28 protein-coding genes and 2 pseudogenes are annotated in these 26,621 nt (G+C 51.0%); 17 read left to right on the forward strand and 13 right to left on the reverse strand.

Annotated features, from left to right (window positions below):
• Positions 1–39: 39 nt before the first annotated feature.
• From ssb to LH51_RS12930, 4 genes are all read right to left on the reverse strand, one after another.
• Positions 40–570: a single-stranded DNA-binding protein gene (gene ssb, locus LH51_RS12920; protein WP_036522738.1), complete on the reverse strand. Its 531-nt coding sequence runs from the start codon at positions 568–570 to the stop codon at positions 40–42.
• A 126-nt stretch (positions 571–696) separates the two neighbouring features.
• Positions 697–1,338, reverse strand: coding sequence for an EAL domain-containing protein (locus tag LH51_RS19365; RefSeq protein WP_052063763.1), 642 nt, complete (start codon positions 1,336–1,338; stop codon positions 697–699).
• Positions 1,322–2,365, reverse strand: coding sequence for a GGDEF domain-containing protein (locus tag LH51_RS19370; RefSeq protein WP_052063764.1), 1,044 nt, complete (start codon positions 2,363–2,365; stop codon positions 1,322–1,324). The genes LH51_RS19365 and LH51_RS19370 overlap by 17 nt, the downstream gene beginning before the upstream one ends.
• 26 nt (positions 2,366–2,391) lie before the next feature.
• Positions 2,392–3,051, reverse strand: coding sequence for a PDC sensor domain-containing protein (locus LH51_RS12930; RefSeq protein WP_036522740.1), 660 nt, complete (start codon positions 3,049–3,051; stop codon positions 2,392–2,394).
• 293 nt (positions 3,052–3,344) lie between these two features.
• Between LH51_RS12930 and uvrA the strand changes: the two genes are divergently transcribed.
• Together uvrA and LH51_RS12940 are read left to right on the forward strand one after the other, a co-directional pair.
• Positions 3,345–6,173 carry an excinuclease ABC subunit UvrA gene (uvrA, locus tag LH51_RS12935; protein WP_036522741.1) on the forward strand — a complete coding sequence of 943 codons (2,829 nt, stop codon included), beginning with the start codon at positions 3,345–3,347 and terminating at the stop codon, positions 6,171–6,173.
• A gap of 384 nt (positions 6,174–6,557) precedes the next feature.
• Positions 6,558–6,791 carry a DUF1127 domain-containing protein gene (locus tag LH51_RS12940; protein WP_036522746.1) on the forward strand — a complete coding sequence of 78 codons (234 nt, stop codon included), beginning with the start codon at positions 6,558–6,560 and terminating at the stop codon, positions 6,789–6,791.
• A 110-nt stretch (positions 6,792–6,901) separates the two neighbouring features.
• Here the strand turns inward: LH51_RS12940 and LH51_RS12945 are convergent, their stop codons facing one another.
• Complete coding sequence (locus tag LH51_RS12945) at positions 6,902–8,167, reverse strand: malic enzyme-like NAD(P)-binding protein (protein WP_036522747.1); 1,266 nt, start codon at positions 8,165–8,167, stop codon at positions 6,902–6,904.
• Positions 8,168–8,480: 313 nt separating this feature from the next.
• Positions 8,481–8,699 (reverse strand): 50S ribosomal protein L31, encoded by a 219-nt coding sequence (gene rpmE / locus LH51_RS12950; protein WP_036522749.1) that lies wholly within the window; start codon positions 8,697–8,699, stop codon positions 8,481–8,483.
• Between the two features lie 274 nt (positions 8,700–8,973).
• Between rpmE and LH51_RS24340 the strand changes: the two genes are divergently transcribed.
• The 14 genes and pseudogenes from LH51_RS24340 (at position 8,974) to LH51_RS19380 (ending at position 20,530) form a co-directional block, all read left to right on the forward strand.
• Entirely contained in the window at positions 8,974–9,534 is a 561-nt protein-coding gene (locus LH51_RS24340) for a hypothetical protein (RefSeq protein ID WP_327124983.1), read from the forward strand.
• A gap of 73 nt (positions 9,535–9,607) precedes the next feature.
• Positions 9,608–10,708: a replication restart helicase PriA gene (gene priA / locus LH51_RS24345; protein ID WP_327125004.1), complete on the forward strand. Its 1,101-nt coding sequence runs from the start codon at positions 9,608–9,610 to the stop codon at positions 10,706–10,708.
• Positions 10,687–10,923, forward strand: a complete 237-nt coding sequence (locus LH51_RS24350; protein WP_327124985.1) for a hypothetical protein — start codon at positions 10,687–10,689, stop codon at positions 10,921–10,923. The genes priA and LH51_RS24350 overlap by 22 nt, the downstream gene beginning before the upstream one ends.
• Positions 10,886–11,176: a hypothetical protein gene (locus LH51_RS24355; protein ID WP_327124987.1), complete on the forward strand. Its 291-nt coding sequence runs from the start codon at positions 10,886–10,888 to the stop codon at positions 11,174–11,176. Before LH51_RS24350 ends, LH51_RS24355 begins: the two co-directional genes overlap by 38 nt.
• A gap of 141 nt (positions 11,177–11,317) precedes the next feature.
• Positions 11,318–13,075: an arginine--tRNA ligase gene (gene argS / locus LH51_RS12960; RefSeq protein WP_036522752.1), complete on the forward strand. Its 1,758-nt coding sequence runs from the start codon at positions 11,318–11,320 to the stop codon at positions 13,073–13,075.
• A 3-nt stretch (positions 13,076–13,078) separates the two neighbouring features.
• Positions 13,079–13,762, forward strand: coding sequence for an SPOR domain-containing protein (locus LH51_RS19375; protein WP_052063765.1), 684 nt, complete (start codon positions 13,079–13,081; stop codon positions 13,760–13,762).
• Between the two features lie 104 nt (positions 13,763–13,866).
• A complete protein-coding gene (hslV, locus tag LH51_RS12970) occupies positions 13,867–14,409 on the forward strand; it encodes an ATP-dependent protease subunit HslV (protein ID WP_036522754.1) in 543 nt (180 codons plus the stop codon).
• A pseudogene (hslU, locus tag LH51_RS12975) lies at positions 14,409–15,735 on the forward strand (ATP-dependent protease ATPase subunit HslU). Before hslV ends, hslU begins: the two are co-directional and overlap by 1 nt.
• Positions 15,736–15,831: 96 nt before the next feature.
• Positions 15,832–16,209: a gamma-butyrobetaine hydroxylase-like domain-containing protein gene (locus LH51_RS12980; RefSeq protein WP_036522835.1), complete on the forward strand. Its 378-nt coding sequence runs from the start codon at positions 15,832–15,834 to the stop codon at positions 16,207–16,209.
• A 90-nt stretch (positions 16,210–16,299) separates the two neighbouring features.
• Positions 16,300–17,058 (forward strand): bifunctional demethylmenaquinone methyltransferase/2-methoxy-6-polyprenyl-1,4-benzoquinol methylase UbiE, encoded by a 759-nt coding sequence (gene ubiE, locus LH51_RS12985; RefSeq protein ID WP_036522757.1) that lies wholly within the window; start codon positions 16,300–16,302, stop codon positions 17,056–17,058.
• 10 nt (positions 17,059–17,068) lie between these two features.
• The gene (locus LH51_RS12990) at positions 17,069–17,536 is read left to right on the forward strand and encodes a ubiquinone biosynthesis accessory factor UbiJ (protein WP_036522760.1); all 468 of its coding nucleotides are present in this window, start codon (positions 17,069–17,071) and stop codon (positions 17,534–17,536) included.
• An 11-nt stretch (positions 17,537–17,547) separates the two neighbouring features.
• Positions 17,548–17,685 (forward strand): hypothetical protein, encoded by a 138-nt coding sequence (locus LH51_RS20885; RefSeq protein WP_160173730.1) that lies wholly within the window; start codon positions 17,548–17,550, stop codon positions 17,683–17,685.
• Positions 17,686–17,828: 143 nt separating this feature from the next.
• Positions 17,829–19,199 (forward strand): substrate-binding periplasmic protein, encoded by a 1,371-nt coding sequence (locus LH51_RS20110; protein WP_081960814.1) that lies wholly within the window; start codon positions 17,829–17,831, stop codon positions 19,197–19,199.
• Entirely contained in the window at positions 19,196–20,530 is a 1,335-nt protein-coding gene (locus tag LH51_RS19380; protein WP_052063766.1) for a GGDEF domain-containing protein, read from the forward strand. The genes LH51_RS20110 and LH51_RS19380 overlap by 4 nt, the downstream gene beginning before the upstream one ends.
• Here the strand turns inward: LH51_RS19380 and LH51_RS13015 are convergent.
• Positions 20,480–20,899 (reverse strand): CopD family protein, encoded by a 420-nt coding sequence (locus LH51_RS13015; RefSeq protein ID WP_036522763.1) that lies wholly within the window; start codon positions 20,897–20,899, stop codon positions 20,480–20,482. The two genes, LH51_RS19380 and LH51_RS13015, sit on opposite strands and share 51 nt — an antisense overlap.
• A gap of 219 nt (positions 20,900–21,118) precedes the next feature.
• On the opposite strand from LH51_RS13015, the gene LH51_RS13020 reads away from it, so the two are divergent.
• Positions 21,119–21,400, forward strand: a complete 282-nt coding sequence (locus LH51_RS13020; protein ID WP_036522766.1) for a hypothetical protein — start codon at positions 21,119–21,121, stop codon at positions 21,398–21,400.
• Between the two features lie 146 nt (positions 21,401–21,546).
• Here the strand turns inward: LH51_RS13020 and LH51_RS13025 are convergent, their stop codons facing one another.
• The 6 genes and pseudogenes from LH51_RS13025 to pedF form a co-directional block, all read right to left on the reverse strand.
• On the reverse strand, positions 21,547–23,313 hold the full coding sequence (locus LH51_RS13025) for a PQQ-dependent methanol/ethanol family dehydrogenase (protein WP_036522769.1): 1,767 nt from the start codon (positions 23,311–23,313) through the stop codon (positions 21,547–21,549).
• A 120-nt stretch (positions 23,314–23,433) separates the two neighbouring features.
• On the reverse strand, positions 23,434–24,366 hold the full coding sequence (locus LH51_RS13030) for a quinoprotein relay system zinc metallohydrolase 1 (protein ID WP_036522772.1): 933 nt from the start codon (positions 24,364–24,366) through the stop codon (positions 23,434–23,436).
• Positions 24,367–24,381: 15 nt separating this feature from the next.
• Complete coding sequence (locus LH51_RS22825; RefSeq protein WP_235263728.1) at positions 24,382–24,720, reverse strand: thiosulfate oxidation carrier complex protein SoxZ; 339 nt, start codon at positions 24,718–24,720, stop codon at positions 24,382–24,384.
• A 56-nt stretch (positions 24,721–24,776) separates the two neighbouring features.
• A pseudogene (locus LH51_RS24825) lies at positions 24,777–25,142 on the reverse strand (thiosulfate oxidation carrier protein SoxY); the annotation flags it as partial.
• Between the two features lie 129 nt (positions 25,143–25,271).
• On the reverse strand, positions 25,272–26,114 hold the full coding sequence (locus LH51_RS13040) for a substrate-binding periplasmic protein (protein WP_052063767.1): 843 nt from the start codon (positions 26,112–26,114) through the stop codon (positions 25,272–25,274).
• Positions 26,101–26,550 (reverse strand): cytochrome c-550 PedF, encoded by a 450-nt coding sequence (pedF, locus tag LH51_RS13045; RefSeq protein ID WP_036522774.1) that lies wholly within the window; start codon positions 26,548–26,550, stop codon positions 26,101–26,103. Before pedF ends, LH51_RS13040 begins: the two co-directional genes overlap by 14 nt.
• Positions 26,551–26,621 lie beyond the last annotated feature (71 nt).

The raw sequence follows: 26,621 nt of genomic DNA on the forward strand, positions 1-26,621 counted from the left end.
CTTCATAAACGTTACAAAATGCTAAGACTAAGAGTCAGTCTAGAACGGAATATCATCATCAAAGTCATCAAACCCTGGTGCCGGTTGGGCAGGCTGCTGCTGGGGTGCAGGCTGGTTTTGCGGACGAGACTGCTGAGGCGCAGGACGTGATTGCTGCTGCGGTTGTTGACCATACCCCATTGGATCCTGGTTACCGGCGTAACCGCCCTGATTACCGCCGCCGCTGTCACCGCCTCGGCCATCCAGCATCTGCATTTCATTGGCTACTATCTCGGTGGTGTAACGGTCCTGACCACTCTGATCCTGCCATTTACGTGTACGCAAAGCGCCTTCGATATACACTTTCGAGCCTTTGCGCAGGTATTCACCGGCAATTTCAGCCAGACGATTGAAGAATACCACCCGGTGCCATTCGGTTCTTTCCTGTGGCTGTCCGGTCTGCTTATCCTTCCATGTATCGCTGGTTGCCAGAGTCAGGTTGGTAACTGCATTGCCTGATGGCATGTACTTAACTTCCGGGTCCTGGCCCAGGTTGCCTATCAGGATTACTTTATTGATGCCGCGTGCCATTGTTCTCTCCAAATCGTAAAATGTTCTACATGTTGGTGCTCCCTGCATCCAACCTTTGTAGGTTGGATGAGAATAACACAAGCTTAGGTTTAGGCTGAACAGCTAAGCTAAATTTTTCATAAAGGTCTAGGTATAAGTGACCCTGGCTCCCTTATGATCTGCAACCAGCACCTCAAGTGGCTGTGGTTTTGATATCAGGTAGCCTTGAATAAAGTCACAGCCGACACTCCGAATCAGGTCGGCCTGCTCGATTGTTTCGACACCTTCCGCTACAACCTGAATACCCAGTTTATGCGCCATGAGTACCATCGCCTCACACAAGGCTAACGCATCCGAATTCGCACTGAGGTTACTAATGAAGCAGCGATCTATCTTCAGGTAATCGATATCGTATCGATGAATATAGGCAAGAGATGAATAGCCAGTGCCAAAATCATCCAATGCCACCTGCACACCACGATCTCTGAACACCATCAGTTTTTTGATGGTTTCACAATTGGGGTCCAGCATAACGCCCTCTGTGATCTCGATAATAATGTCACTGCATAGCAAATGTTGTGCATCGAGACGGTTAACCCAATCGGTCAATTGGGTTTTTTCATGGGCAAACTGTATCGGGGAAACGTTGATGCTGACCTGAAAGCTCTCTCCGTATGTCTGCTTCAGTGCCGGGATATCCTTGCACACCTGATCAAATACTCTTTGCCCAATGGCGATAATCAGCCCGCACTCTTCAGCAAGAGGGATGAACTCAGCTGGACTGATCAAACCCTTTTCCGGGTGCTGCCAGCGAATCAGGCTTCTGCTTTAGTGATGTGCTGTGATTTACAGTTGAGAATGGCTGATAATAGACGATCAGCTCTGTGTCGATGGCATCGCGTAGATCGCTGATCAGCTCACGTTTATGCAGAATCGCTTCTTGCATTATCGGGTCAAAGTACTTGAGCCGGTTGCGACCCTCCTGCTTGGCAGCAAACATTGCCTGATCTGCAGATTTGAGTAACTCCTCCACGGTTTTTCCATCAGCAGGGTAGATGGCAACCCCGATACTGGTGGTGATGAAGAGTCGATGCTGATCTACTTGTATAGGTTCTGCAAGCAGTTTAAGGATCTGTTCGCAGAGCTCATCGATAGGGTTGGTGAGGTGTTTGAAATCAGTGAGAACAATAGTAAACTCATCGCCTCCAAGTCTGGCCAGCAGATTTGGCTCCCTGATTATGCTTTTTAGTCTCCCGGCGACTTCACGCAGCAGCTTGTCACCGGCGTCATGACCAAGGGTATCATTGATATCCTTAAAGTTATCCAGATCAAGCATCAACAGGCTAAGTTGTTGCTCTTCATGTTTTACACGCTCGAGTGCCTGGGATAACTGGTAGTTAAGCATATAGCGGTTCGGTAGCGCTGTCAGAGCGTCGATATTGGCCTGTAGCCATATCTGCCGTTCGGCCTCCAGCCGCGTTTCGGCCATTTGTTCAAACTGCTGTTTTAATTGCATCAACTCAACAACACCTTCATTGGCTTTACTCGGCTCGAAAATACCACGCTGCAGCTTACGACTGGCATCTGTAAGCGCTTCGATCGGTGTAAGCACTCCATTTTTAAGCAACCGGGTGCTGATTCGGTAGATACTCAACATGACCAGCGAAAACAGCAGCAATGAGAGGTAAAAGCGCTGATTGATACGCTTTAACACGGCCTCTGTCGGTACGCCGATGGTCACAACAAATAATTCCTCATCAGTGTTATGCAGCAGTGGAATGGAGTATTTCATCCGCTTGATGCCGTCTTTACCCATCAACTGCTCCGCCTGAGACTGCCCATTTATTTCCGTGACTGTTGCACCCAGCTCAGAAGGTTGGCAGGATAGTTGGCTATCAAAGTGCCCTGACTATCGGTAATAAATGCCGTACTGGATTCCGGCAAGTTGCTGGATTCAAGGTATTGAGTCCACCAGGCCAGCGACACAACAGCAACAGCAACCCCGCGCACCTCATTAGTGGTTAAATCGGTGACTGGGTAGCCGAAATTGATACTGGTTGTATTAGCGGCGCGATCAAGTTGAAAGGTGCCGATAGAGAAACGCCTGTTGGTCAACGCCTCCTGAAAATAGGATCGGTCAAATACATTGACAGGGTAATTCAACGGATGGGCGTTGCACAGCAGATCACCGCTGGCCAGGGGAACCCCGAGATTTACGAACTGCGTATTGAGTTTGAGTATTTTTGCCAAAAACTCACCACAGGCAGGCGCCGCCGGATTCTGCACTTCAGGTAATTGCACTAGATGAGTCAGATAGGCTTCGGTGTCGATGAGAATTCTGCGCTGCAATGCAGCCAGTTCGTTAGCCGTTACCTCAACTTGATATTCAAGATTTAATAATGCCTGCTGTCGGTTCTCCAACATATCAGCAGAGATGACCAGGTAACCGGGCAAGGTTATCAGACCAACCAGCAGCGAAAGGCGACTCCGTAACGACCTCATCAATGCTTCAGGCTCCCATGTTATTAATCATTAATATGGCTGATGACTAGCGCAGGCGCACTGAAGCATGGAGACATTTTTGCTACTAAATATATCAACAATACATGAAAGGTTATGACTCAACCTGAGCTTGTCAAATATCTAAATAATTGACTCCCTGGGTTTGTGGGGCTTGATGAACCCAGAATCCTTCGACTTGGTAGTGAACATGACGTCATTGAACGCAGCCCGTCCATGTAAAATCCGAACTAAAGGCTTATAATACTCGTTTTTGCACTGTCACCGGAGCGGTAATGGATAAAATAATGGTACGGGGTGCGCGCACCCATAACCTGAAAAATATCGACCTGGATATTCCCCGGGACAAGCTGATCGTCATCACCGGCTTGTCAGGTTCCGGCAAATCCTCGCTGGCGTTTGATACCCTTTATGCTGAAGGGCAACGCCGCTACGTAGAATCGTTATCTACCTATGCCCGTCAGTTTCTGTCGATGATGGAAAAACCGGATGTAGATCATATCGAAGGCCTGTCTCCGGCCATCTCTATTGAACAGAAATCCACCTCGCATAACCCACGCTCGACTGTTGGTACCATCACCGAAATCTATGACTATCTGCGCTTGCTCTACGCGCGTGCCGGTGAGCCACGCTGCCCCGACCATGACCTGCCACTGGCGGCACAAACGGTTTCACAGATGGTAGATCAGGTACTGACCTTGCCTGAAGGCAGCAAAATGATGCTGCTGGCTCCAGTGGTACAAGGTCGCAAAGGTGAGCACTTACACACTATCAGCGAACTGCGTTCACAGGGATTTGTGCGCGCGCGCATCAATGACATTATTGTTGATCTGGACAGTGCCCCCGCGCTGGATAAGAACAAAAAACACTCCATTGAAGTTGTTATTGATCGCTTCAAGGTACGTGACGATCTGCAGATACGTCTTGCCGAATCCTTTGAAACCGCGCTGAATCTGACCGATGGCATCGCCCGAGTCGCCTGGATGGAAGATGAAGGTAAGGACGATCTGATTTTCTCCGCCCGCTTTGCTTGCCCGGTCTGTGGTCACAGTATTCAAGAGCTGGAACCGCGGATGTTTTCGTTTAACAATCCGCACGGCGCCTGTCCTGCCTGTGACGGGTTGGGCGTCAAACAGTACTTTGATCCGGTCAAGGTGGTGCACGATCCTTCGTTAACGCTATCAGAGGGAGCCATTCGCGGCTGGGATAGACGCAGTCTGTACTATTTCCAGCAACTCAAAGCGGTGGCAGATCATTACAGCTTTGATATGGACACCCCTTTCCGCGATCTGACCCAGGCGCAGCAGAAGGTGATCCTGCACGGTAGCGGTGCAGAGAAGATAGAGTTCAGTTATACCAATGATCGCGGTACGCGTGTCAGCAAGCATCACCCCTTTGAGGGCGTGCTGAACAATCTGGAGCGGCGCTATAAAGAAACTGAATCGGATATGGTCCGTGAAGATCTGGCCAAATACCTGAATATGCAGCCCTGCCCCTCTTGCCATGGTACCCGTCTGCGTCGCGAAGCCCGGCATGTGTATATTGACGAACGCACCCTGCCTGAAATCGTGCGTATGGCCATAGGTGACAGCAAGGCCTATTTTGATCAACTGGAGCTGAGCGGCAAACAGGGTGAAATTGCTGACAAAATCCTGAAAGAGATCCGCCAACGCCTGTCTTTCCTGGTCAATGTCGGATTGGACTACTTATCCCTGGATCGCAGCGCTGAATCCCTGTCCGGTGGAGAAGCCCAGCGTATTCGGTTGGCCAGTCAGATAGGTGCCGGACTGGTCGGGGTTATGTATATTCTCGATGAGCCCTCTATTGGTCTGCACCAACGCGATAACGACCGCCTGCTGGAAACACTGAGGCATTTGCGTGATCTGGGTAATACGGTGATCGTGGTGGAACATGATGAAGATGCCATACGCCTGGCTGATCATGTCATCGACATAGGACCAGGCGCCGGTGTACATGGCGGTAAAGTGATTGCGGCAGGCACACCACAAGAGGTGATGGACAACCCGGCCTCAATAACAGGCCAATACCTCTCTGGGGTCCGCTGTATTGAAGTACCCGCACAACGCTATCCGGTTGACCCTGATAAGTTTTTACACCTGATCGGCGCACGCGGCAACAACCTGAAGGATGTTACTCTGGAAATCCCTGTTGGCCTGCTCACTTGTGTTACCGGGGTGTCTGGTTCGGGTAAATCTACGCTGATCAACAGTACGCTCTACCCTATTGCCGCCACAGAGCTAAACCACGCCACTACACTGGAAGCCGCTGAACATGACCGGATTGAAGGGATGCACCATTTTGACAAGGTCATCGATATAGATCAAAGCCCGATAGGACGCACACCACGCTCCAACCCTGCCACCTACACGGGCATTTTCACCCCGGTCCGCGAACTCTTTGCTGGCACCCAGGAAGCCCGCTCACGCGGATACAAACCCGGACGCTTTAGCTTTAACGTTAAAGGTGGCCGCTGTGAAGCCTGTCAGGGGGATGGTGTGATCAAGGTGGAGATGCACTTCCTCCCGGATATTTTTGTACCCTGTGACGTTTGCCACGGCAAACGCTACAACCGCGAAACACTGGAAGTGCGTTATAAAGGCAAAACTATCGATGAAGTGCTGAGCATGACCGTGGAGGATGCGCGGGAATTTTTTGATGCCATTCCAGCACTGGCGCGTAAGCTGCAAACCCTGATTGATGTAGGGCTTAGCTATATTCGTCTGGGTCAAAGCGCGACGACCCTGTCAGGCGGTGAAGCGCAAAGGGTGAAGCTGTCACGCGAACTGTCCAAACGTGATACAGGTAAAACCCTGTATATTCTGGATGAGCCTACCACCGGTCTGCATTTCTATGATATTCAGCAATTATTGAATGTGCTCTATCGGCTACGCGACCATGGCAATACCATTGTGGTGATTGAACACAACCTGGATGTGATCAAAACCGCTGACTGGGTCATTGACCTGGGTCCTGAAGGGGGTAAAGGCGGCGGCGAAATTATTGCTACAGGTACGCCTGAAGCAATAGCTGAAGTGGAACGCTCACATACCGGCCGCTTCCTGAAGCCACTACTGCAGCGCTAGCAGAAAACTGCTCCTGCGTTTTCTGCATACACGCCGTCCATGGCATTAGCAGAAAACTGCTCCTGCGTTTTCTGCATACACGCCGTCCATGGCGTTAAGTGTCATCACGACAATTAAGCGGTTGACAGCAGCGCGGAAATGTTAGAAAAAGAAGGTCTGAAAACATTCAGACCTTTTTTACTTTGAAGACGACACCCATGACTCAGATGCACAAACGCCCGAATACCCGAATTTCCGTCGCCAATCGCTGGCTGATGGCGAATTCTCGTGTCTCGCGTGCTGTGATCTGATTTTTCCGGCCGCGATATCTTCGCGGCCTCCGGTGCACTTCCCACCACCCCAGACTCAGAAGATATCTCCGGCCCTTTTTGAAAGGAGATAGAGATGTTCCCGCTGAAACTGTTACACCATCTGCAAAGCTATTTTACCCGTGCTGTTACGCGGCAAAGTATTGCACACCTGGATGCACGCTTGTTGAAAGATGTGGGCTTGAACCCTGATGCAAGCCAGAGATTGCCACAAGAAAGCGACACCCCCAATAACCTGACTATTAGAGCCTTGCATGTTGTGGAAGACTCCACCCAACACACAGCGGCTCCTGTTGTACAGAAACGCTGATGCGCTGGTGTTCTAACGGTTGTATCCGCCAATAAAAAACCGCTAACGGCGTTTAATCACCCCTAGCGGTTTTTTTATACCTCAACACTGATTCAGATCAGTGCCAGCTCTCAAGCCAACTCAGTTTCACTACGAATTGGATAGTGTTCTGGCATGGGCAAACGCGCCACACCACTATCGATCGCAGCCTGTGCAACCGCATAAGAGATACGGCCCAGCAGGCGTGAATCAGTTGCTTTTGGCAAAATGTAATCACGGCCGAATTCCAGGGACTGCAAACCGTAAGCTATCAGCACTTCCTGGGTAACAGGTTCACGAGCCAAACCGGCCAGCGCCTTCACCGCAGCAGCTTTCATTTCTTCATTAATCGCTGATGCACGGACATCGAGTGCACCACGGAAAATGAAGGGGAAGCCCAGTACATTATTAACCTGGTTGGGGAAGTCAGAACGTCCTGTAGCCATGATCACATCAGGACGGGCTGCATTAGCAACTTCCGGCCGAATTTCAGGATCAGGGTTAGCACAGGCGAAGACAACGGGGTTATCCGCCATTTTCTTAAGCTGTTCAGGTGACAGCAGGTCCGGACCAGACAGACCTAAAAATACATCTGCGCCCTCGATGGCATCATCCAGGGTACGTTTATCAGTTTCCGTTGCGAATGCCGCTTTTTCGGCAGTCAGGTCAGCTCGACCAGAGTGGATCACACCCTTGCGGTCGATCATATATACATTCTCGACTTTCGCGCCCATGTTAATGAGCAGCTTCATACAAGCACTGGCGGCAGCACCTGCACCCAGACAGACAATCGACGCTTCATCCAGCTTTTTACCAGCCAGCTCCAGCGCATTGATCATACCGGCAGCCGTCACGATGGCGGTACCGTGCTGATCATCATGGAATACCGGGATATTACAACGCTCAATCAGCGTACGCTCTATCTCAAAACATTCCGGTGCTTTAATGTCTTCCAGGTTGATGCCGCCAAAGGTTTCCGCAATACGGGCGACCGTATCGATGAACGCCTGTGGACTTTCAGCGTCTACTTCAATATCGATAGAATCGATATTGGCAAAACGCTTGAATAACAGTGCCTTGCCTTCCATGACAGGTTTGGATGCCAGTGGACCCAGATCACCCAGGCCCAGAATGGCAGTCCCATTGGAAATTACGGCAACCAGGTTACCCTTCGCTGTATAACGATAGGCCGCTTCAGGATCTTTGGCGATCTCACGTACCGGCTCCGCTACGCCAGGTGAGTAAGCCAATGCGAGATCATGAGCCGTCTCTGCAGCTGTTGATAGCTCAACACTGATTTTACCGGGACGAGGAAACTCGTGGTAATCTAGAGCCGCTTGCTTAAAATCTTGAGACATGGTTGCAGATTCCAACTAAGGTTGTAGTTAAACGGTCTTGCATCATAACCAAAAGCCATGTTGACAACAACCGCCCTTTAAGGGTGCATAAACACCCGGTTTTGCACAATCACTGTGCTGCGCGCCGCTCCTCGGCAACTGCTCCTGCGTTGCACTACCTCCTGCATCCATGCAGTCGTGCGCATCCATGCGCCCGCGGCAGGGCCTGCCCCGCGAGCGGAGCGAGTGTTTTGGGTATACCGTACATCCTGTACATAAACAAAAAGCATCCGCGGGGGATGCTTTTTGAGAAACTTTATTACCAGTGTAAGCGTTACTTTTTCAGTGAACGGGCACCAAAACGCTTGTTGAAACGGTCCACACGGCCGCCGGTAGTCGCTTCTTTCTGCTTACCTGTGTAGAAAGGGTGGCAGCTGCTGCACACGTCAACCAGCATAGAGCTATCACCTAAAGTAGATTTGGTCTGCATGACGTTACCACAAGAACAGGTGATGGTAATGTCAGTATATTCGGGATGGATACCAGCTTTCATTTTGAACCTCAATGGAGTTATTGATGTGCCGCCACCTGATCGGAAGGATCTATTGCTTCAAATTGCCAGGCACCGCACTAACAAGGGTTGGACAGGTTTACGCTCTGCCGAGATTTTACACTCCGCTGAAAAGGGCACACCCACCCGTACAATTACAAGGGCGGAAATTATACGGCCAGGCTGTACATCCCGCAACCTAAAAAGGCTATTTTATCGCCAGCCAAAAGAATTTAGACTGTTAGCGTCCAACCATCAGCCAAAATGAGAGCCCTGATTGATTCTTAGAGTCGCCATTCCCACCCCTTTGCACCGGCTATTTGATTACCGGCCACCGCTTTCCGGCAACCTGAAGCCGCAGGTCGGCTGCCGTGTAAGCGTGCCGTTTGGCCAACGTGAGGTCATTGGTATCATCACGGCACTGCCCGAGCATTCCGAGTTTCCGCTGGACAAGCTCAAACCTGCGAAGGCCATACTGGACGCTGCACCAGTACTCGACAGCCTGCAGTTTTATTTATCTCGCTGGGCGGCCAGTTACTATGCCTATCCGGAGGGTGATGCGCTGTCTCAGGCCTTACCGGCCTTGCTGCGCAAAGGTGAGCCTACCGAATTTGCGCATGAAACACTCTGGCGGGCAGCGCAAGGCGCCAGCCTTGACGCGCTGTCCAAATCAGCCTCGCGCCAACGTGAACTACTGGAGTTACTGCTGCGCAACCCCCAGGGGGTCAGTACCGACCTGCTGCGTGTAGAATCGCTCCCTGTCCCCTTATTAAAAACCCTGAAGGATAAAGGACTGGCTGAAGACTTCATCCATCACCCACCCCCTGCATGCTGGTGAGTGTGAAGAGGGCGACATTTTAAAAGAAGCGCCGCTGACACTGAATGCAGAACAACACCAGGCATTACAGGATATTGCAGCAGGTTCAGGGTTTAACACCCTGTTACTTGAAGGGATCACCGGTTCAGGCAAAACCGAAGTCTACCTGCAAGCCATCCAACAGGTACTCAAAGAAGGGAAACAAGCCCTGATTCTGGTACCTGAGATCGGCCTGACACCGCAGACACTGGCACGTTTCAAAGCCCGCTTTCAGGTGCCGGTTGTCGCCCTGCACTCCGGACTGACTGACCGGCAGCGTCTGGATGCCTGGCTAATGGCACGAGAAGGCAGTGCGCGCATTCTCATCGGCACTCGCTCCGCCATTTTTACGCCGATGCGCTATCCTGGCCTGATCATTGTCGATGAGGAGCATGATCAATCCTTTAAACAGCAGGATGGTTTTCGTTACTCGGCACGCGACCTGGCGGTACTACGCGCAAAACATGAAGATATTCCTCTGGTACTGGGCAGCGCCACCCCTTCACTTGAAAGTCTGCAAAACGCACTGAGCGGCCGCTATCGCCACAGTTTGTTAACCACGCGAGCTGGCAAGGCGATGCCGCCTGCATTTGAGCTGCTGGATATACGTGGCGAAACACTCAATTGCGGCCTGTCCGACAGCCTGACACAGCGCATCGAAACACACTTGGCACAAGACACCCAGGTGCTGATTTTTCTTAACCGCCGGGGGTTTTCGCCTTCATTAATCTGCCATAACTGTGGTGCTGTGAATGAGTGCACCCGCTGTGATGCGCGTATGACGCTGCACCGCTCGCCACCCCACATGCACTGCCACCACTGCGACCGGCAAACCCCGATACCCTTACGCTGCAATCAATGCGGCAGTGATGATCTGCGCCCATCAGGCGCGGGCACAGAACGTACTGAAGATTATCTCTGTCAACGCTTCCCTAAAACTCCCGTACTGCGAATCGATCGTGACAGCACCGCACGCAAGGATGCCATGAGCCGGCTTATGGCTCAGATCCATACCGGCAAGCCCTGCATTATGATTGGTACGCAGATGCTGGCCAAGGGCCATCACTTCCCCGCGTTACCCTGGTCGCCGTGCTGGATGCCGACAGCGGGTTATTCAGTGCAGATTTTCGCGGTATGGAAAAAACCGCACAATTAGTCCTGCAGGTAGCCGGGCGTGCCGGTCGGGCCGACCACCCTGGGGAAGTTGTGATGCAGACCCGCCACCCGGACCATCCCATGCTGAATGCACTGATTCGTGAAGGCTACAGCGCCTTCGCCGCCTCAGAACTACAAATGCGTAAAGCCGCGGCCTGCCCCCTTCAGCTTTCATGCGTTGATTCGTGCCGAAGCGACACGCCAGGGCTGGGCTGAAGGTTTTCTGCGCGACATACGCGAGATGATGGAACAGCAACTCGCCGCACCCGCTGGCAGCCACTGGTCTGGCCCCTTCCCGTCACCCATGGAAAAGCGTGCCGGACTGTATCGGGCGCAATTACTGATTCAAAGTCGCCAACGCGGTGACCTGCACCAGTTACTCCTGCGCATACTGACTTTTTTAGTTCAGCACAAAGCGCGCAACAAGGTACGCTGGTCAATTGATGTCGATCCACTGGACAGTTATTGATTTAATAGCTGAATAGATCGGCAAACGGGTCACTGGATGCACTCAGAGATTGGCATTCACACCACCGGACGAATTATAATGTCCGCTTAGTCCAATCCGACCGCTGTCCGGTACGGAACACTGCCACCCAACGGAAGACTCATGAAAGCACATTTAGCCGACCTGCTTAACCAAGCGATTCAGTCACTGATTCAGGCGGGCACCCTGCCGCCGGATGCCCAAGCGGAAATTCATATCGAAAACACCCGTGACAAAGCCCATGGTGATCTGGCCAGCAATCTGGCGATGACGCTGGCAAAAGCCGCTCGATGCAACCCCCGGCAACTGGCGGAAAAAATCTGTGCGGCACTTCCGGCTTCTGACAAGGTGGTTAAAACTGAAATTGCTGGCCCCGGCTTTATCAATTTTTTTATCAATCCCGATGCTATTTACACTGTAGTCGGTGACATTCTCAGTCAGGGCACAGCCTTTGGCCGCGCCGAACCCAACTCCGGCCCACGTGTCCAGGTGGAATTTGTGTCAGCTAACCCTACTGGCCCCTTGCATGTCGGTCACGGACGTGGAGCCGCTTACGGTGCCACAGTCGCCGATCTACTTGAAGCGGCAGGTCTGGAAGTTGAGCGGGAATATTATGTCAATGATGCCGGGCGGCAGATGAACATTCTGGCTGCCAGCGTCTGGCTGCGTTACCTGGAAGAACTGGAGGCTCAACTCAGTTTCCCCAGCAATGGCTACCAGGGGCATTATGTTCGCGATATAGCCCACCGTCTGCTGCAGGATCATGGCCCACGCTTTCAGCAATCCACCGAACAGGTATTTGCTGACCTCCCAGCGGATGAACCTCAGGGCGGCGACAAGGATCAGCACATTGATGCCTTGATTGAACGTGCGCAACACCTGTTGGGTGATGATTACACACTGATTTTCAACGCCGGACTGGATGCCATACTCGGCGATATACGTCAGGATCTGAGTGAATTTGGTGTGGATTATCAGGTGTGGTTCTCTGAGCGTTCCCTGACCCACAGCGGTGATGTCGATACCGCACTGAATATTCTGCAGGATAAAGGCCACTTGTATGAGGCCGAAGGCAATCTGTGGTTTCGTTCCACCGATTTCGGTGATGACAAAGACCGCGTTGTGCGCCGCGCCAATGGTCAGACCACCTACTTCGCATCCGATATTGCCTACCACATGAACAAGTTTGACCGGGGTTTTGACCAGGTCGTCAATATCTGGGGTGCCGACCACCATGGTTATATCACCCGCGTTAAAGCCGCCATCTCCGCACTGGGTTACGATCCTGAGCGTCTGATTGTGAAACTGGTGCAGTTTGCCATCCTCTACCGCGGTGCCGAGCGTGTGCAAATGTCGACCCGCTCCGGCTCCTTTGTCACTCTGCGTGAGTTGCGCGATGAAGTAGGTAAGGACGCCTGTCGTTTCTTCTACGTCACCCGTAAAGCCGAGCAGCACATGGATTTTGATCTCGAACTGGCCAAAACTGAGTCAAAAGACAATCCGATTTACTATATTCAGTATGCACATGCGCGCGTTTGCTCCGTGCTACGCAAGCTGGAAGCTGAAGGACAGCAGTGGGATCAGCAGCAGGGCCTGATGGAACTCAAGCGCCTGGATAGCGAAGCGGAAAAAGACTTGATCACTAAGCTATCACTTTATCCGGAAGTGTTACAGAATGCGGCACTGAATTATGAACCGCACCTGTTGGCCAACTACCTGCGCGAGCTGGCTGGCGACTATCACACCTGGTATAACGGTCATAAAATGCTCATCGATGAGGCTGAATTGCGCAACGCCCGGCTAACGCTCAGCGTAGCGGTACGTCAGGTGCTAGCTAATGCGCTGAAGTTACTCGGCGCCTCTGCACCGGAGCAAATGTAATCCATGGCCCGACAGGATTACGCCCAGAAGCGACGTCGCGGTACCTCAGCGAGCCGCTCGGCTCCCAAGCGGCAACCGTCTAAGCCACCCGCCCGACGCAAATCCTGGTGGCCCAGAGCCCTGCTGACGACAGCCGCGCTGGTCGGGCTGATTTATCTGCTGAAAATGCTCATAGCCACCGGCCCTCAGGGGCCAGCCAGCACGGACACCCAGCCCGTGCGCCAACCTGCACAGCCCGCTGCCCCCTCGCGGCCAGCAGAGCCTGTGCAGGTAACTCCCGCCTTGCCGGCAGAACCTGCCGTGGTAGCACCTGGTGCTGAAACACCTGAGATGCCGCCTCCGCCACAAGCACCGGAAGCACGGTTTGATTTCTACGACATACTGCCCCGCTCTGAAGTACAGGGCCCTCAGAATGTCTACCATTCGACCCCGCGCGACGCGCCTGAAGCGCAGTCCCGACACCTGCTGCAAACCGGCTCGTTTCGAGCCGAAGCCGATGCCGAACGCATGCGTGTACAACTGCTATTAAGTGGCTTGCCCAATGTACACACCTCCCGGGTAGAGGGTGATAATGGCATCTGGTATCGCGTCAGAACCGGTCCATTCAACAACCGCACCGAGCTGAACCGGGCTCGCAATCAGTTAACCAGCCTGGGGATCACTCCCTTACCTATACCGCTGGATTAAACCGCCAGGGGTGGAAATTTCTACAGACGGGGGCGTTTTTCACTTGAAATACCGGTCCGCGCATCCATATCAACAGGATTAACGCACTAGGGAATGGATTAATTATGACAACTATTGTTTCTGTCCGCCGAGGTGATCAGGTGGTCGTTGGCGGTGATGGCCAGGTTTCACTGGGCAACACTGTCATGAAAGGCACAGCACGCAAAGTCAGCGTATTGGCAAAACATCAGGTTATCACCGGATTTGCTGGCGGTACGGCCGATGCTATCACCCTCAGGGATCTGTTTGAGCAACAACTCGACAAGCACCAGGGTAACATTGTGAATGCGGTGATTTATCTGGCCCGCGAGTGGCGCAGCGATCGTGTCCTACGGCGATTAGAAGCCCTGATGCTGGTAGCCAACAAGGACAAAACCTTCCTGATTTCCGGCAATGGTGATGTGATTGAACCGGAAGATGGTGTCGTCGCCATAGGCTCCGGTGGCAACTATGCGCTGGCAGCCGCCAAAGCGCTGATCGCTAACACTGAATTAAATGCACGGGAGATAGTGGAAAAAAGCCTGCATATTGCCGCTGACATCTGCGTATTCACCAACAACAACCTGACCATTGAACAGCTGGAATCTATTGCTGGAGGAACCGCCTGATGTCTGACATGACACCCCGTGAAATCGTCCACGAACTCAACCGTCATATTGTCGGTCAGGAACAGGCAAAACGCTCCGTAGCCATTGCACTGCGTAATCGCTGGCGCCGCATGCAACTGGATGAAGTATTACGTCCGGAGGTCACCCCCAAGAATATTCTGATGATCGGCCCGACCGGTGTAGGCAAAACTGAAATTGCCCGACGTCTGGCCCGCCTCGCCGATGCGCCTTTTATCAAGGTAGAAGCCACCAAATTCACCGAAGTGGGCTATGTCGGCCGTGATGTTGAAACCATTGTCCGCGACTGGTGGAAATGGCCGTGAAAATGGTGCGTGAAGAAGCTATGACCAAGGTCCGTGTCAAGGCCGAAGATCTGGCCGAAGATCGTATTCTGGATGCTCTGCTACCTCAGGCACGTGACAACCAAGCCAGCGATGAAGCGCGCACTGACAGCGCCACACGCCAGATTTTCCGCAAAAAACTGCGTGAAGGACAGCTGGACGATAAAGAGATCGATATTGAAGTGGCCCAGCCTAAAATGGGTGTGGAAATCATGGCACCTCCTGGCATGGAAGAGATGACCAGCCAACTGCAGAGCATGTTTTCGAGCATGGGTCAGCAGCGCAAACAATCGCGCCGCATCAAGGTCAAAGAAGCCTTAAAACTGCTGACTGATGAAGAAGCCGCCAGCTTGGTCAAAGAAGATGACATCAAGCAGCAGGCTGTCTATAAGGTTGAGCAAAACGGCATCGTATTTCTGGATGAGATAGATAAAGTCTGTAAACGCGGTGAATCCGGTGGTGCCGATGTATCCCGTGAAGGCGTTCAGCGTGATCTGCTGCCTCTGATTGAAGGCTGCACTGTCACCACTAAATATGGCATGGTGAAAACTGACATATCCTGTTTATTGCCTCCGGTGCGTTTCATCTGGCCAAACCTTCAGACCTTATTCCTGAGCTTCAGGGGCGTCTGCCTATCCGCGTGGAGCTAAAAGCACTCACGCCGGAAGATTTCCGTCGCATACTCACCGAGCCCACAGCGTCACTGACTGAACAGTACAAAGCACTGCTGGCGACAGAGGGTGTGAAAATCGAATTTTCAGAGGATGGCATCAGTCGGATTGCTGAACTGGCTTTCGAGGTCAATGAAAAAACTGAAAATATCGGCGCACGCCGCCTGCATACAATGATGGAACGTCTGCTGGATGAATTGTCTTACGCCGCATCGGATCGTGCCGGTGACAGCATCCTTATTGATGCGGCGTATGTGGACCTGCAACTGGCTGAGCTCAGCCATAACGAAGATCTGAGCCACTACATCCTGTAAGCCCCTGGGCAGCCAGGCTACCCGACTTTCATGTACAGGATGTACGGTATGCCGCAGGCGCATGGATGCGCAGGAGCGGCGTTTAATGGAGCAGTTATGATCCAGGTCCCACTACCGAAAGACGTCCGCCTGCACCTTAAATCCAGAACACTGGAACTGGTGTACGACGATGGCAGTTTCGAACTGACCGCCGAATACCTGCGGGTACACTCGCCCTCTGCCGAAGTTCGCGGACACGGCATAGGACAGGAAACCCTGCAAACCGGCAAAAAACTGGTAGGTATCCGCTCTGTTCAACCCAGTGGCAACTACGCCCTGAAAATAGTTTTTGACGATGGTCATGACTCGGGACTCTATACCTGGGAATACCTGCACGATCTGGCACATAATCACACTGACTACTGGCAGCGTTATCTGACCAAACTCGCTGAAAGCGGTGGCTCACGTGATGGCGGGTTGATTGCCCGCGGTTAACCCCCTGTGGTTAATACCCCGTGGTTATAAGAGGACAAACCCGCTTGTCAGCGCTACAATGCCACCATCAACCCAACAGGCAGAGACAGCATGAACGAAAATAATCAGGACAACACCACCGATTTCGGTTTTCGGCAAATACCGGCTGCGGAAAAAGTGCGCCACGTTGCCGATGTTTTTCATTCTGTAGCCGGTAAATACGATCTCATGAATGACCTGATGTCAGGTGGAGTGCACCGATTGTGGAAACGTATCACCATTGAACGCAGTGGTGCGCGTACAGGTCATTGCATCCTCGACATAGCCGGTGGCACGGGTGATCTGACGAAAAAATTCTCCCGCATTACCGGCCCAAGTGGCAAGGTTGTATTGGCCGATATCAACGACTCCATGCTTAAAGTGGGGCGAGACAAGCTGATCAATAGTGGTACAGCCGGTAATGTTGAATATATCCAAGCCAATGCTGAAGCCCTGCCGTTTGCCGACAACACCTTCGACATCATCACTATTGCCTTTGGTCTGCGTAATGTGACCGATAAAGACGCCGCGCTGCGCTCTATGCAGCGGGTATTGAAACCGGGCGGCAAACTCATGGTGCTGGAATTTTCCAAAACGCAGAACCCAGCCCTGACCAAGCTGTATGATTTTTACTCGTTCAATATTCTGCCGCAAATGGGCAAAATGATTGCCAATGATGCTGAAAGTTACCGCTACCTGGCTGAATCCATTCGTATGCATCCGGATCAGGATACGCTGAAATCGATGATGGAAACGGCTGGGCTGGTGAATTGTCGTTATGAAAATATGACTGGGGGCGTCGTTGCCCTGCATACTGGCATCAAACCCTGAGGGACAAACCATGGCTGTGCAGATGCTCTCTGCTGCCCTGCTGGGCAGCGCCGAAACCAGCCTTAACAAGCTACTGCAACAGGACCCTGTAACTCTGCAGCGACTTGCCGCACTAACGGGGAAAGTGATTTGCCTGCAAATCAGTCAACCCACGCTGAGTCTAACCCTGCACCCTGGTCCAAACGGTCTTGACCTGCTATTGCATAGTGAGAGCCCTGCCGACCTTACACTTAGTGGAGCAGCCCAGGATTTTATCCAGATGGCCAGCAGCGAAAACTCCACAGACAAGCTTTTTGGTAAGGGTATCAAGATCAGTGGTGATACCGGCCTGGCAACAACCTTCAGCAGTATTTTGAAGGACTTCAGTATTGACTGGGAAGCCTGGCTGGGTGACAGGGTCGGAGACACGCTTGCTCACCCTCTGGCAGGTTTTTTCGTACTCAAAAGCAGCAATTTGGACGCATACAACACAGCCTGACAGCAAACAGTGTGGAATACCTGCAAGAAGAGCTGCGCATCCTGCCTCCACGTGCTGAAATTGACGGATTTCTGGAAGCGGTTGACCAACTGCGTGATGCAACAGAACGTCTGGAAGCACGTATCAATACACTTCGCCACCACTCATAATTCAAACAAACCCATCAGAATAACTCACCAGAAGCGCTTGTATATTAGGGCTCCATTGTGTATTTTCTAAACGATACATAAGCGAATAGTTATTCTAAAACGACAATAATAACTACGCTCATAGATACAGGTATGGATAGCCTATGCGTAACTGGTTGTTTCTGCTGAGTCTCATGTTCGCTATTTCGGCACAAGCCGGACTGGACAGGCTCAGATTTATAACGGAAGAGTACCCACCCTACAACTACACTGAGAAAGGTAGATTGCAGGGTATTGCCATAGAGTTGCTGGAGAGTGCCTTTGAGCAAAACGGCCAGCAACTGGATCGAGAAAAGATCGAACTTTTGCCCTGGGCTCGGGGCTATGAAACCGTCCTCCACACCCCGAATAGCGTACTTTTCTCGACCACCCGCACAGACGCTCGTGAAGCATTGTTTCAGTGGGCAGGCCCCATCTCAGCAGATCGCGTCGTGCTGATGGCACACAAAGCCAATGCAATTCAGCTTGACAGCATCGAGGAGCTTAATCAGTCCAACCTGCAGATTGTTGTTATACATGAGGATATTGGCGCCCAACGGCTCCAGGAGCTGGGTGTTGACCCCGCCCGTATACACACGGCAATAAACAATACCAGCGCCCTTGCCATGTTGGATGCTAACCGGGTTGATCTCTGGGCCTATGGTGAAGATGTTGCCTTCTGGCTCATGGATACCGGTGGCTATGATCGACAGGAGTTCGAACCTGTCTACACGCTCAGTGAAGCCTATCTGTATTTTGCACTTAACTCTGACACTGATCCGGACCTGACAGCACAACTACAAGCCGCCGTAAATAAAGCCAGCAGCACACAGCCACAACTTAGATTAGTCACGGAAGAATACCCACCGTATAACTACATCAATGCACAGGGTGAAGTTCAGGGTACAGCTACAGAATTGATTAAAAACCTGTTACAGCGAAGTGGACTGACCGCAGACTTTCAGCTATTGCCCTGGGCACGCGCCCTAACCGAAGCACAAATGCGTGAAAATACCTGTGTATTTTCAACCACACGTACAGTGGAGCGAAACGCTCATTTTGAATGGATAGGGCCTTTGCTGAACAACCAGTGGGGTGCATTTTCTCTGGCCTCATCCACAATTAAGGCAGACAATCTGGATGATCTGGTCGGGCTACGCATCGGTAGTTTTCGCGAGGATGCCGTAGGCAACTATGTGCAAGATCAAGGGCTCAGCCTGATTTTGGCAACCACAGACCACGAAAACCTGAATCGCCTGAGTGCCAACCTGATTGATGTTTGGGTCACAGGTGTAGCCTCAGCTGAATACTTGGCTGAGCAACAAGGAATCACTCTGAACAAACTATTTGTTTTTAATGAAGTCCCGCTCTATCTGGCCTGCAATAAAACCCTATCACCTGGTCTGAAACAACTGCTGCAAACCACGCTTGAGGTCATTTTAAAAGAGCAGACCGAACTGACAAAATCCACTCAGGATGAGGTAAGTGCTGAGTGAAACCTGATAAAGAACCCGTCAGTGCGCACCTAAAAAGTGTATCCCGCCGACGTAGCCTGACCACTAAGCAGGCTTTCGCTACACTGCTGGCAGGTCTGACTCTCAGTTTCATTGCCGGCTCCATTGAGCTGATTCTAGATGTCCGCAGTATGCGTGGGGAAGTACAGAGCCAAACCTGGCAAATGATCAAGCTGGTAGAGGCTACTGCAGCAGAAGCCGCGTTTCAGCTTAACCCGGAATTGGCTGAACAGGTAATCACCGGCCTCTATTCTGGAGAAACCATCGCTAAAGTGGAACTACGCGATGATTTTGGACGCATTATGTATAGTCTCGGAGAAGCCGAACAGATCACTAATCCACTCTACCAACACTTATTCGGTGATATCCTCCACTACCAGCAAACACTGGAGTATCGTCTCCAGTCGGGTGACTCAGGAAAAGTGGTTGGTGAGCTTGAACTGACACTGGCACAACAGACACTGGGACAAACCTTCACTCAGCGCGGGCTACTGATATTCAGCCTCAGCCTGTTAAAAACCCTGGGCATCGTATTGATCATGGTCTGGGTTTTCGCCTTTCTGATAACCGGACCATTACTGCGTGTTTACAATGCACTACAAAAAGTTAACCCGGAAGCACCGGGTAAATGGAACCGACCGCATTTAAAGTACAATCAGGGTGATGAACTGGATCACCTGGTCAAGGGTCTTGATGACCTTCTAAAAGCCTTTCAGACAGGCCTGGATCAGCGTGATCACCTGCACACCCTCTCCAGTGTCGATGGACTCACTGGACTCGCCAACCGTCGCCACTTTGATGCCCACCTGGAACAGACATGGCAAACGGCCCGTGAACAGCAGCTACCTGTCGCATTGATTTTTATGGATATCGATTTTTTTAAACCCTTTAATGACAATTATGGCCATGCCGCCGGAGATGAGTGCCTGCAACAGGTTGCCAAGGCCATGCTGACAACCGTAACGCGCCCCGACGATCTGGTCGCCCGCTATGGTGGTGAAGAGTTTGTCTGTATTCTGCCCGCCACGGATCTGCAAGGCGCCTACAAGCTGGCATGCCGGTTACAACAAAGCATTACCCAACTCAATCTACCACATGCCTATTCCAGCTGCAGTGAACACATCTCGCTCAGCATCGGCGTAGCTCAGAAATACCCATGCGAGATGAAAGCAGTCCAGATAGACTGCTGCTTCTGGCTGATGAGCGTCTCTATCTGGCTAAGGAATCTGGACGCAACCGCATCATCCGACAACATCCGAAAGTTAAAACGGCTTCATCAACACAAAATAAAGAATCGGTATAAAAATCAATAAGGGCAATTCATTGAATAAGCGGAAATAACGACCACTCTGCGTCAGCCTGCCCGCCTGCAACCGCTTGAGATAGGCAAAGCACCAGCCGTGATAGCCAATCAAAAAGCCAACGAACATCAGCTTCGCATGTACCCAGCCACCACGAAAACCATAGCCCAGCCACAGCCATAAGCCAAAAATCAGCGTCAGCACTGCCATCACAGACATAAAACCAAACAGCTTACGCGCCATAATCTCCAGACGTGCAACATCCTGTCCGGCAGCGCGGCCTTCTACATAATGCACATAGATGCGCGGCAGATAAAAAATACCCGCCATCCAGCTGGTCATGGTCAGGATATGCAACAGCTTAATCCATAAAAACATCATCAACGTGTCCTTAATCAATATTTAACAGCGCCAATTATTCTACCCTTTGCAGCGCCTAAAGGGGTAAAACTCCGATTGAAAACACGTTACAATACTCAACTAAAGTCGAATACCCCGCTTATCCGAGTATTTCTGTCAGAAAAGCCAAAAATATGTTGCACTGCAACAAAAGTCGTATATAATTGGTTATACTTTGATCAATTATACAGGTGATTACCTATGATCAGCACAATAGAGACGAACATTCTGATTGCCCTGAAGCGACTGGGTAAACGCAACGGCGTTTTTCCACCCGTAATGCTAACGCTCAGAAACCAGTTCAGTGAACTGGAATACAATGAATTTTTTCAACACATGCAGGTGTTGCAAGACAAAGGCTATCTGAAAATTGCAGCCGGTAAGTCGCGGGGTATTTTTATCACGCCAGCCGGTACAGCGCTGGCCGAACGCCTGGAACAGGAATATCCTGATTATACGGCTGAACTCTGCCTGACATCTTAAGATACCCTGGCCTGGAGCAGACACTATTCAGCTCTTACGCACAGGAAAGCTATCAGAAAAGCTAGTCATCTCAAATGGCCAAAAAAACTAAAAAGGCAAGTGCAGCGCACTTGCCTTTTGGCACTTAATCAAAGCACGGTTGATGCTTATTCATAGGCTTTAGGTAGTTTAAACGTAAATACCGATCCACCCTGATTAAAAGCACTGACTCGCTGAGCCACTTCACCGCCCCACAGCGGTACAGCACCACCCCACCCGGACACGATGGAGACATACTGTTCGTCATCCATTTCCCAGGTAACGGGTGTACCGACTATGCCTGAGCCCGTATTAAAGCGGTAGAGCATCTCCCCGGTTTTGGCATCAAATGCCATCAGGTAACCTTCAGGGTTGCCGGCAAAAACAAGATTAGACTTGGTCGTCATCACCCCGCCCCACAGCGGTGCATAGTTGTTATAACGCCACACCTCCTCCCCTGTTTTGGGATCCATGGCCCGCAACACACCTATATAATCTTCGTTTAGAGGTCGAATCGTAAAGCCAGCCCCTAAATAAGCCGCACCTTTGCGGTAGGTTACATCCTCGTTCCAAATATCCATCTCCCATTCATTGGAAGGAACATAAAATAAACCCGTCTCCTGACTATAGGCCATGGGCATCCAGTTTTTACCACCCAGGAAGGAGGGAGCAGTGGTTACCGTGACGCCTTGTGTATCTTCAGTTTTGGCTGGATTGCCTGGGCGATTTTCGTCTACAAAAATCGGACGACCATTATCATCCAGGCCAGAGGCCCAGGTGATTTTATCAACAAAGGGGAAACCGCGAATAAACTCACCAGTTTCACGCTGTAATACATAGAAAAAACCGTTACGGTCTGCTGTTGCTACCGCTTTAACTGTTTGCCCCTCGTCCTGGTAGTCAAATGGGATAACTTCGTTCACACCATCATAATCCCAGCCATCATTAGGTGTCGTTTGGAACGACCAGACAATCTCACCCGTATCAGGATTTAAGGCCAGACGTGAAGCCGAATAAAGGTTATCTCCAGGACGCAAATGCGAGTTCCAGGGGGCCGGGTTACCTGTCCCGAAGAACAGCAAATTGCTATCCGGGTCATAGGTTCCACCTAACCAGGTTGCCGCACCACCGGTTTTCCAGAGATCACCTGGCCAGCTTTGACCCGCTTCACCACCGGTAATACCTTTTTCAACCTGGGTATCCCCCTCCCAGACATAACCCATATGCCCCTCTACAGTAGGACGTGACCAAATAATATTGCCAGTTTTGGCATCATACGCTTCAACCTTACCGACAATACCAAATTCGCCACCAGCGACACCGGTAATAACCTTACCGTTAACCACCAACGGTGCCGCGGTGATTGAATAGCCCTCTTGATAGTCACCGACCGTTTTACGCCAAACGACACGCCCGGTATCTTTATCCAAGGCGACCAAACGCGCATCGAGGGTCCCGAAGATCACCAGGTTGTCATATACAGCCACACCTCGGTTGATAACATCACAACAAGGCATAATGCCATCGGGCAAACGGGCGTTGTATTCCCAGAGTTCCTCACCTGTTCTGGCATCCACAGCAAAAACGCGTGAATACGAAGCGGACACGTACATGACGCCATCAACTACGATTGGCTGCGATTCTTGCCCCCTTTGTTTTTCACTACCAAACGAAAACGCCCAGACCGGACGTAATTCTTGAACATTATCCGGATTCAGCTTGGTTAATGGACTAAAGCGTTGTTTTTGAAGCCCCATGCCATCCGTCACTATGCGGTCAACAGAGAGGTGGTCATTAAGGATATCTTCATTTGTCACGGCATGGGTTTGAGCACCCAGCCCCATAGCGACCACCAGGGCGCTTATAGCAAATGTTTGTACATGGCGTTGTTTCATTTTTATCACCTTTACGGATTATTGTTGTTTTCCCGGTTTTATCAGGAATAGTTCATTGTGATCTTTTGCCCTGAATCGACTATTCCTCTCTCGTGCTGAACAAACAGTACAATGGTCGTACTACTCAACAAGAAACCGGGCTTCGTAAGCGGGATAGAGATGCACAACACTGCGTTGTAACTCTGACCGTGTCAGCGTTACCTCAGCAAATTCTTCCGGTATAGGCTGTAGCATCACATCGATGGCACTTAAACCCTGGCGCGAAGAGGTATCCAGCAAGGCATCTAACCAACGCAAGTAGGATAGTGTCTGATCAATAGGCGTCGCATCTGATGTAACGACTCCGTGGCCGGGCACTAAGTACTGAAAAGACAACTGCCCCAGATGCTCCAGATCCTCAATCCACTGCTGTAAACCTGGCGTATCCGGCGTAGTTAAAGCCCGTTCGTTAAACACTAAATCGAAGGCAAACAGTACCCCTGTGGAGTTATCCAAAATCACCAGATCGGCCTGATCGCCACTGTGTCCCGAAAACGCCATAAACGTTAATTGATGCTCACCGATCCAATGCTCGCCCAATTCGATGTTGTGTGAGGGCGGCAGCACATCCGTACCTCGCATCCAGTCACCTAGCAGACGGTACATATTTTCGGTGTAGGCCTCGCCTCTACTGGAAATAAGCGCACGGGTTGATGGCAAACTGTAAATTGGCAGATCAGCAAAGGCTTGATTGCCTAAAAAGTGGTCTGGATGGTGATGGCTGTTATAAACAGCCAGGATGGGTTGAGCGGTAATCTCTGAAATTAACTGGCGAAGCGCTTCACCGTAGCGCCTGGAGGGCCCTGTATCTAACACTAAAACTCCAACATCTGTGACAATAAATGCGCTATTCACAACATCGCCACCGTTGGTAGAGGAGAAATCTTCCGTGAGCCCGGTTACAACCCAGGTATTCTTTGCAATCTGTTCTGGCAGCAACTGATAAGTGAATGCCTGAGCCTGGGCAACAACGGGGCAGACGAGCAGTAGTCCAAGTAAGTATAAGATTCGCATAGTCTGTTCCTTCAGTTACATGGCGCGTCTAAATTCGTTGCCATCGTTGTCACGCAACCACAGCTGCAAGGCTACATCCTCAACCTGGGTATCAAAGGTAAACACCGGGTTTTCAGCAACGGCTGGCGATAGTTCCAGGCGACCCTGGATTTCATTTGAGTGGCTTCTGAGTTCAACCTGATCAATGTAAAAGCTGGGTATGCTCGCCACCAATCCGGTATCCATCGGATGCATGACTTTGAACTTGAAGCGTTCGGCCTGATCCTGCCCACCCAGTGCAAATCGACCCGCGCTGATTTTACCCAGTGATTTATGCCAATCATCTGTTTGTCTTGATTCACTCGGAGGGTACAACCACCACCGGCTGCGTTCACAAAACCACTGCCGACCAACCAAAGGCCGGACTCAGTAAGCACAGCCGCCCTGACAGGTGTGCTCTGTTGAACTTTAAAAGGCAGGGTTAATTTAGGTGATAGCTGCGATTGAGGATAAAAGGTAAAGATATGTTGGATCGGGTTATAGTCTGCCCAAGCGATAATTTTTTGAATGGGCTCATCTACACCCGTTGCATCAACCATCAGCGGCACTTGCATTGAATCCTCAGCAAAATCAGGCAAGACAACCTTAATGCGTGCATCGAACTGATATTCTGCAGCGTCTCCCAAGAAGATTTTTCGGGAGTAATCCCACATCACACTGTCATGCACCTCTGCACTCAAGGGCAAACTGAGCAAGGCAGTAACCAGACAGATCAATAGCGGATGTATTGTTTTCATAACCCCATGCCTCTTTTATTGTTATGCTCGCTTGGGACGTAAATTAAAAATCATAAAAGCTCGGGATTTCCCAGAAGACACCGTAGCGTTGAAAAATTTCTGCGATCTCTCCGGACATCACCAAAGGCTCTAAAATCCCTTCAACGTGATAACCAAGCTGACGATCAGCTTCACGCACAGCAATCCCCACATCCCACTCCTGCTTACCCAGTGCCGGAAGGTAGTTTCACCTTTCACGATGGCGGGGTGTAGAGCCTGATGCAAAAACCAGTCAATCTCTCCTCGTAACCCTACTGTTGCCGCAACCTCTCCTTCGAGTAACTGATTAAAAGCCTCAGTCGCACTCCGGTATAAACGCACCTGATCGCGTAAGGCGCCATTGAAAACAGACGTCAGCATGAAGGCTGGTACGGTTTCTATTTCGACGGCTATGGGATGATATTGAAAAACGGCAAGTGTTCTGACGGTTTCCAGGCGAGTGTTATTGTGGGCAAGCGCCCAGGTTTCGCGCTGGTAGGGCATCATCATGACCACCAGATCATGCTGGTAGGCATACACACCTTCGCCTATATAGCCCCGCGCATAGTTGTAAGCCTTGTCATAAGGAATACGCAGCAGAAGATCTGCCACTTTTTTACCCGACAGCCGTTCATGCTTGTGATCATGGTCGAGCACATGTCCTCGCCAAAGGTAATTGCGCAAGTCATCGCCAAGATCTTCATCGGGAAGCATCCATAACAACTCCAGGCTTAGTTCCATTTCATCGGCGATATGTTGTGCCAAATCGACATCAATACCCCGAGGCTGGCCTTGATCATCTTTAAAGGAATAGGGTGGGAAGTTTTCATAAACACCCACCCGCAAAAACCCCGACGCCATGAGCTCATCATAGGGTCGAGCAAGCGCTTGCCCTGCATAGAGCAGAGCAAGCGCAAGAAAAACGATGATTGATTTGAGATTAGTTGCTTTCAAGACTTACTGTCTCCAACCAGGCTCGAATAGCCCAGACCGCCTCTTGATCCATATGATCGGCCATGCGAGGCATGTAAACGCGACCATCACGCACAGCACCTTCACGCACGCGATAGATAAACCACTCATCACCGACAAATCCATTTTCCAGCTCACGCAAATCTGGAGCAATGCCACCTGAAATGGCCTCAAGACCATGACAACGCGCACAGTTTTGATTATAGGCTGAGGCACCAATACGAACTGCAACTTCGTATTCAGGATGTTCTTTATGGTAGGGATTTTCTTCTAACCAGGTCTCATTTCCCAAAGGAGTAAGCCCTTTAGTATCCACGGATTGTGGTACAACATCACCGTGTGCAGAAACCATACCTGAGAAACCAAGGGAAGCCGTAGCAACGGTTAAAACACCCAAAAGATTGGCTACATTTTTCATACTCATTCACCCATTATTAGATTTATTTACAGCTTAATTTTTATGATCATTTATAGTGGGCAAATACCATT

The organism is Nitrincola sp. A-D6 (assembly GCF_000764495.1).
Taxonomy (GTDB): Bacteria; Pseudomonadota; Gammaproteobacteria; order Pseudomonadales; family Balneatricaceae; genus Nitrincola.

Bases quoted from the DNA above. Each gene is read 5' to 3' on its own strand.
- ssb (WP_036522738.1), bottom strand. From the start codon at position 570: ATGGCACGCGGCATCAATAAAGTAATCCTGATAGGCAACCTGGGCCAG.
- LH51_RS19370 (WP_052063764.1), bottom strand. From the start codon at position 2,365: ATGGGTAAAGACGGCATCAAGCGGATGAAATACTCCATTCCACTGCTG.
- LH51_RS12930 (WP_036522740.1), bottom strand. From the start codon at position 3,051: ATGAGGTCGTTACGGAGTCGCCTTTCGCTGCTGGTTGGTCTGATAACC.
- uvrA (WP_036522741.1), top strand. From the start codon at position 3,345: ATGGATAAAATAATGGTACGGGGTGCGCGCACCCATAACCTGAAAAAT.
- LH51_RS12940 (WP_036522746.1), top strand. From the start codon at position 6,558: ATGTTCCCGCTGAAACTGTTACACCATCTGCAAAGCTATTTTACCCGT.
- LH51_RS12945 (WP_036522747.1), bottom strand. From the start codon at position 8,167: ATGTCTCAAGATTTTAAGCAAGCGGCTCTAGATTACCACGAGTTTCCT.
- rpmE (WP_036522749.1), bottom strand. From the start codon at position 8,699: ATGAAAGCTGGTATCCATCCCGAATATACTGACATTACCATCACCTGT.
- LH51_RS24350 (WP_327124985.1), top strand. From the start codon at position 10,687: ATGGAAAAAACCGCACAATTAGTCCTGCAGGTAGCCGGGCGTGCCGGT.
- argS (WP_036522752.1), top strand. From the start codon at position 11,318: ATGAAAGCACATTTAGCCGACCTGCTTAACCAAGCGATTCAGTCACTG.
- LH51_RS19375 (WP_052063765.1), top strand. From the start codon at position 13,079: ATGGCCCGACAGGATTACGCCCAGAAGCGACGTCGCGGTACCTCAGCG.
- hslV (WP_036522754.1), top strand. From the start codon at position 13,867: ATGACAACTATTGTTTCTGTCCGCCGAGGTGATCAGGTGGTCGTTGGC.
- LH51_RS12980 (WP_036522835.1), top strand. From the start codon at position 15,832: ATGATCCAGGTCCCACTACCGAAAGACGTCCGCCTGCACCTTAAATCC.
- ubiE (WP_036522757.1), top strand. From the start codon at position 16,300: ATGAACGAAAATAATCAGGACAACACCACCGATTTCGGTTTTCGGCAA.
- LH51_RS12990 (WP_036522760.1), top strand. From the start codon at position 17,069: ATGGCTGTGCAGATGCTCTCTGCTGCCCTGCTGGGCAGCGCCGAAACC.
- LH51_RS20110 (WP_081960814.1), top strand. From the start codon at position 17,829: ATGCGTAACTGGTTGTTTCTGCTGAGTCTCATGTTCGCTATTTCGGCA.
- LH51_RS13015 (WP_036522763.1), bottom strand. From the start codon at position 20,899: ATGATGTTTTTATGGATTAAGCTGTTGCATATCCTGACCATGACCAGC.
- LH51_RS13020 (WP_036522766.1), top strand. From the start codon at position 21,119: ATGATCAGCACAATAGAGACGAACATTCTGATTGCCCTGAAGCGACTG.
- LH51_RS13025 (WP_036522769.1), bottom strand. From the start codon at position 23,313: ATGAAACAACGCCATGTACAAACATTTGCTATAAGCGCCCTGGTGGTC.
- LH51_RS13030 (WP_036522772.1), bottom strand. From the start codon at position 24,366: ATGCGAATCTTATACTTACTTGGACTACTGCTCGTCTGCCCCGTTGTT.
- pedF (WP_036522774.1), bottom strand. From the start codon at position 26,550: ATGAAAAATGTAGCCAATCTTTTGGGTGTTTTAACCGTTGCTACGGCT.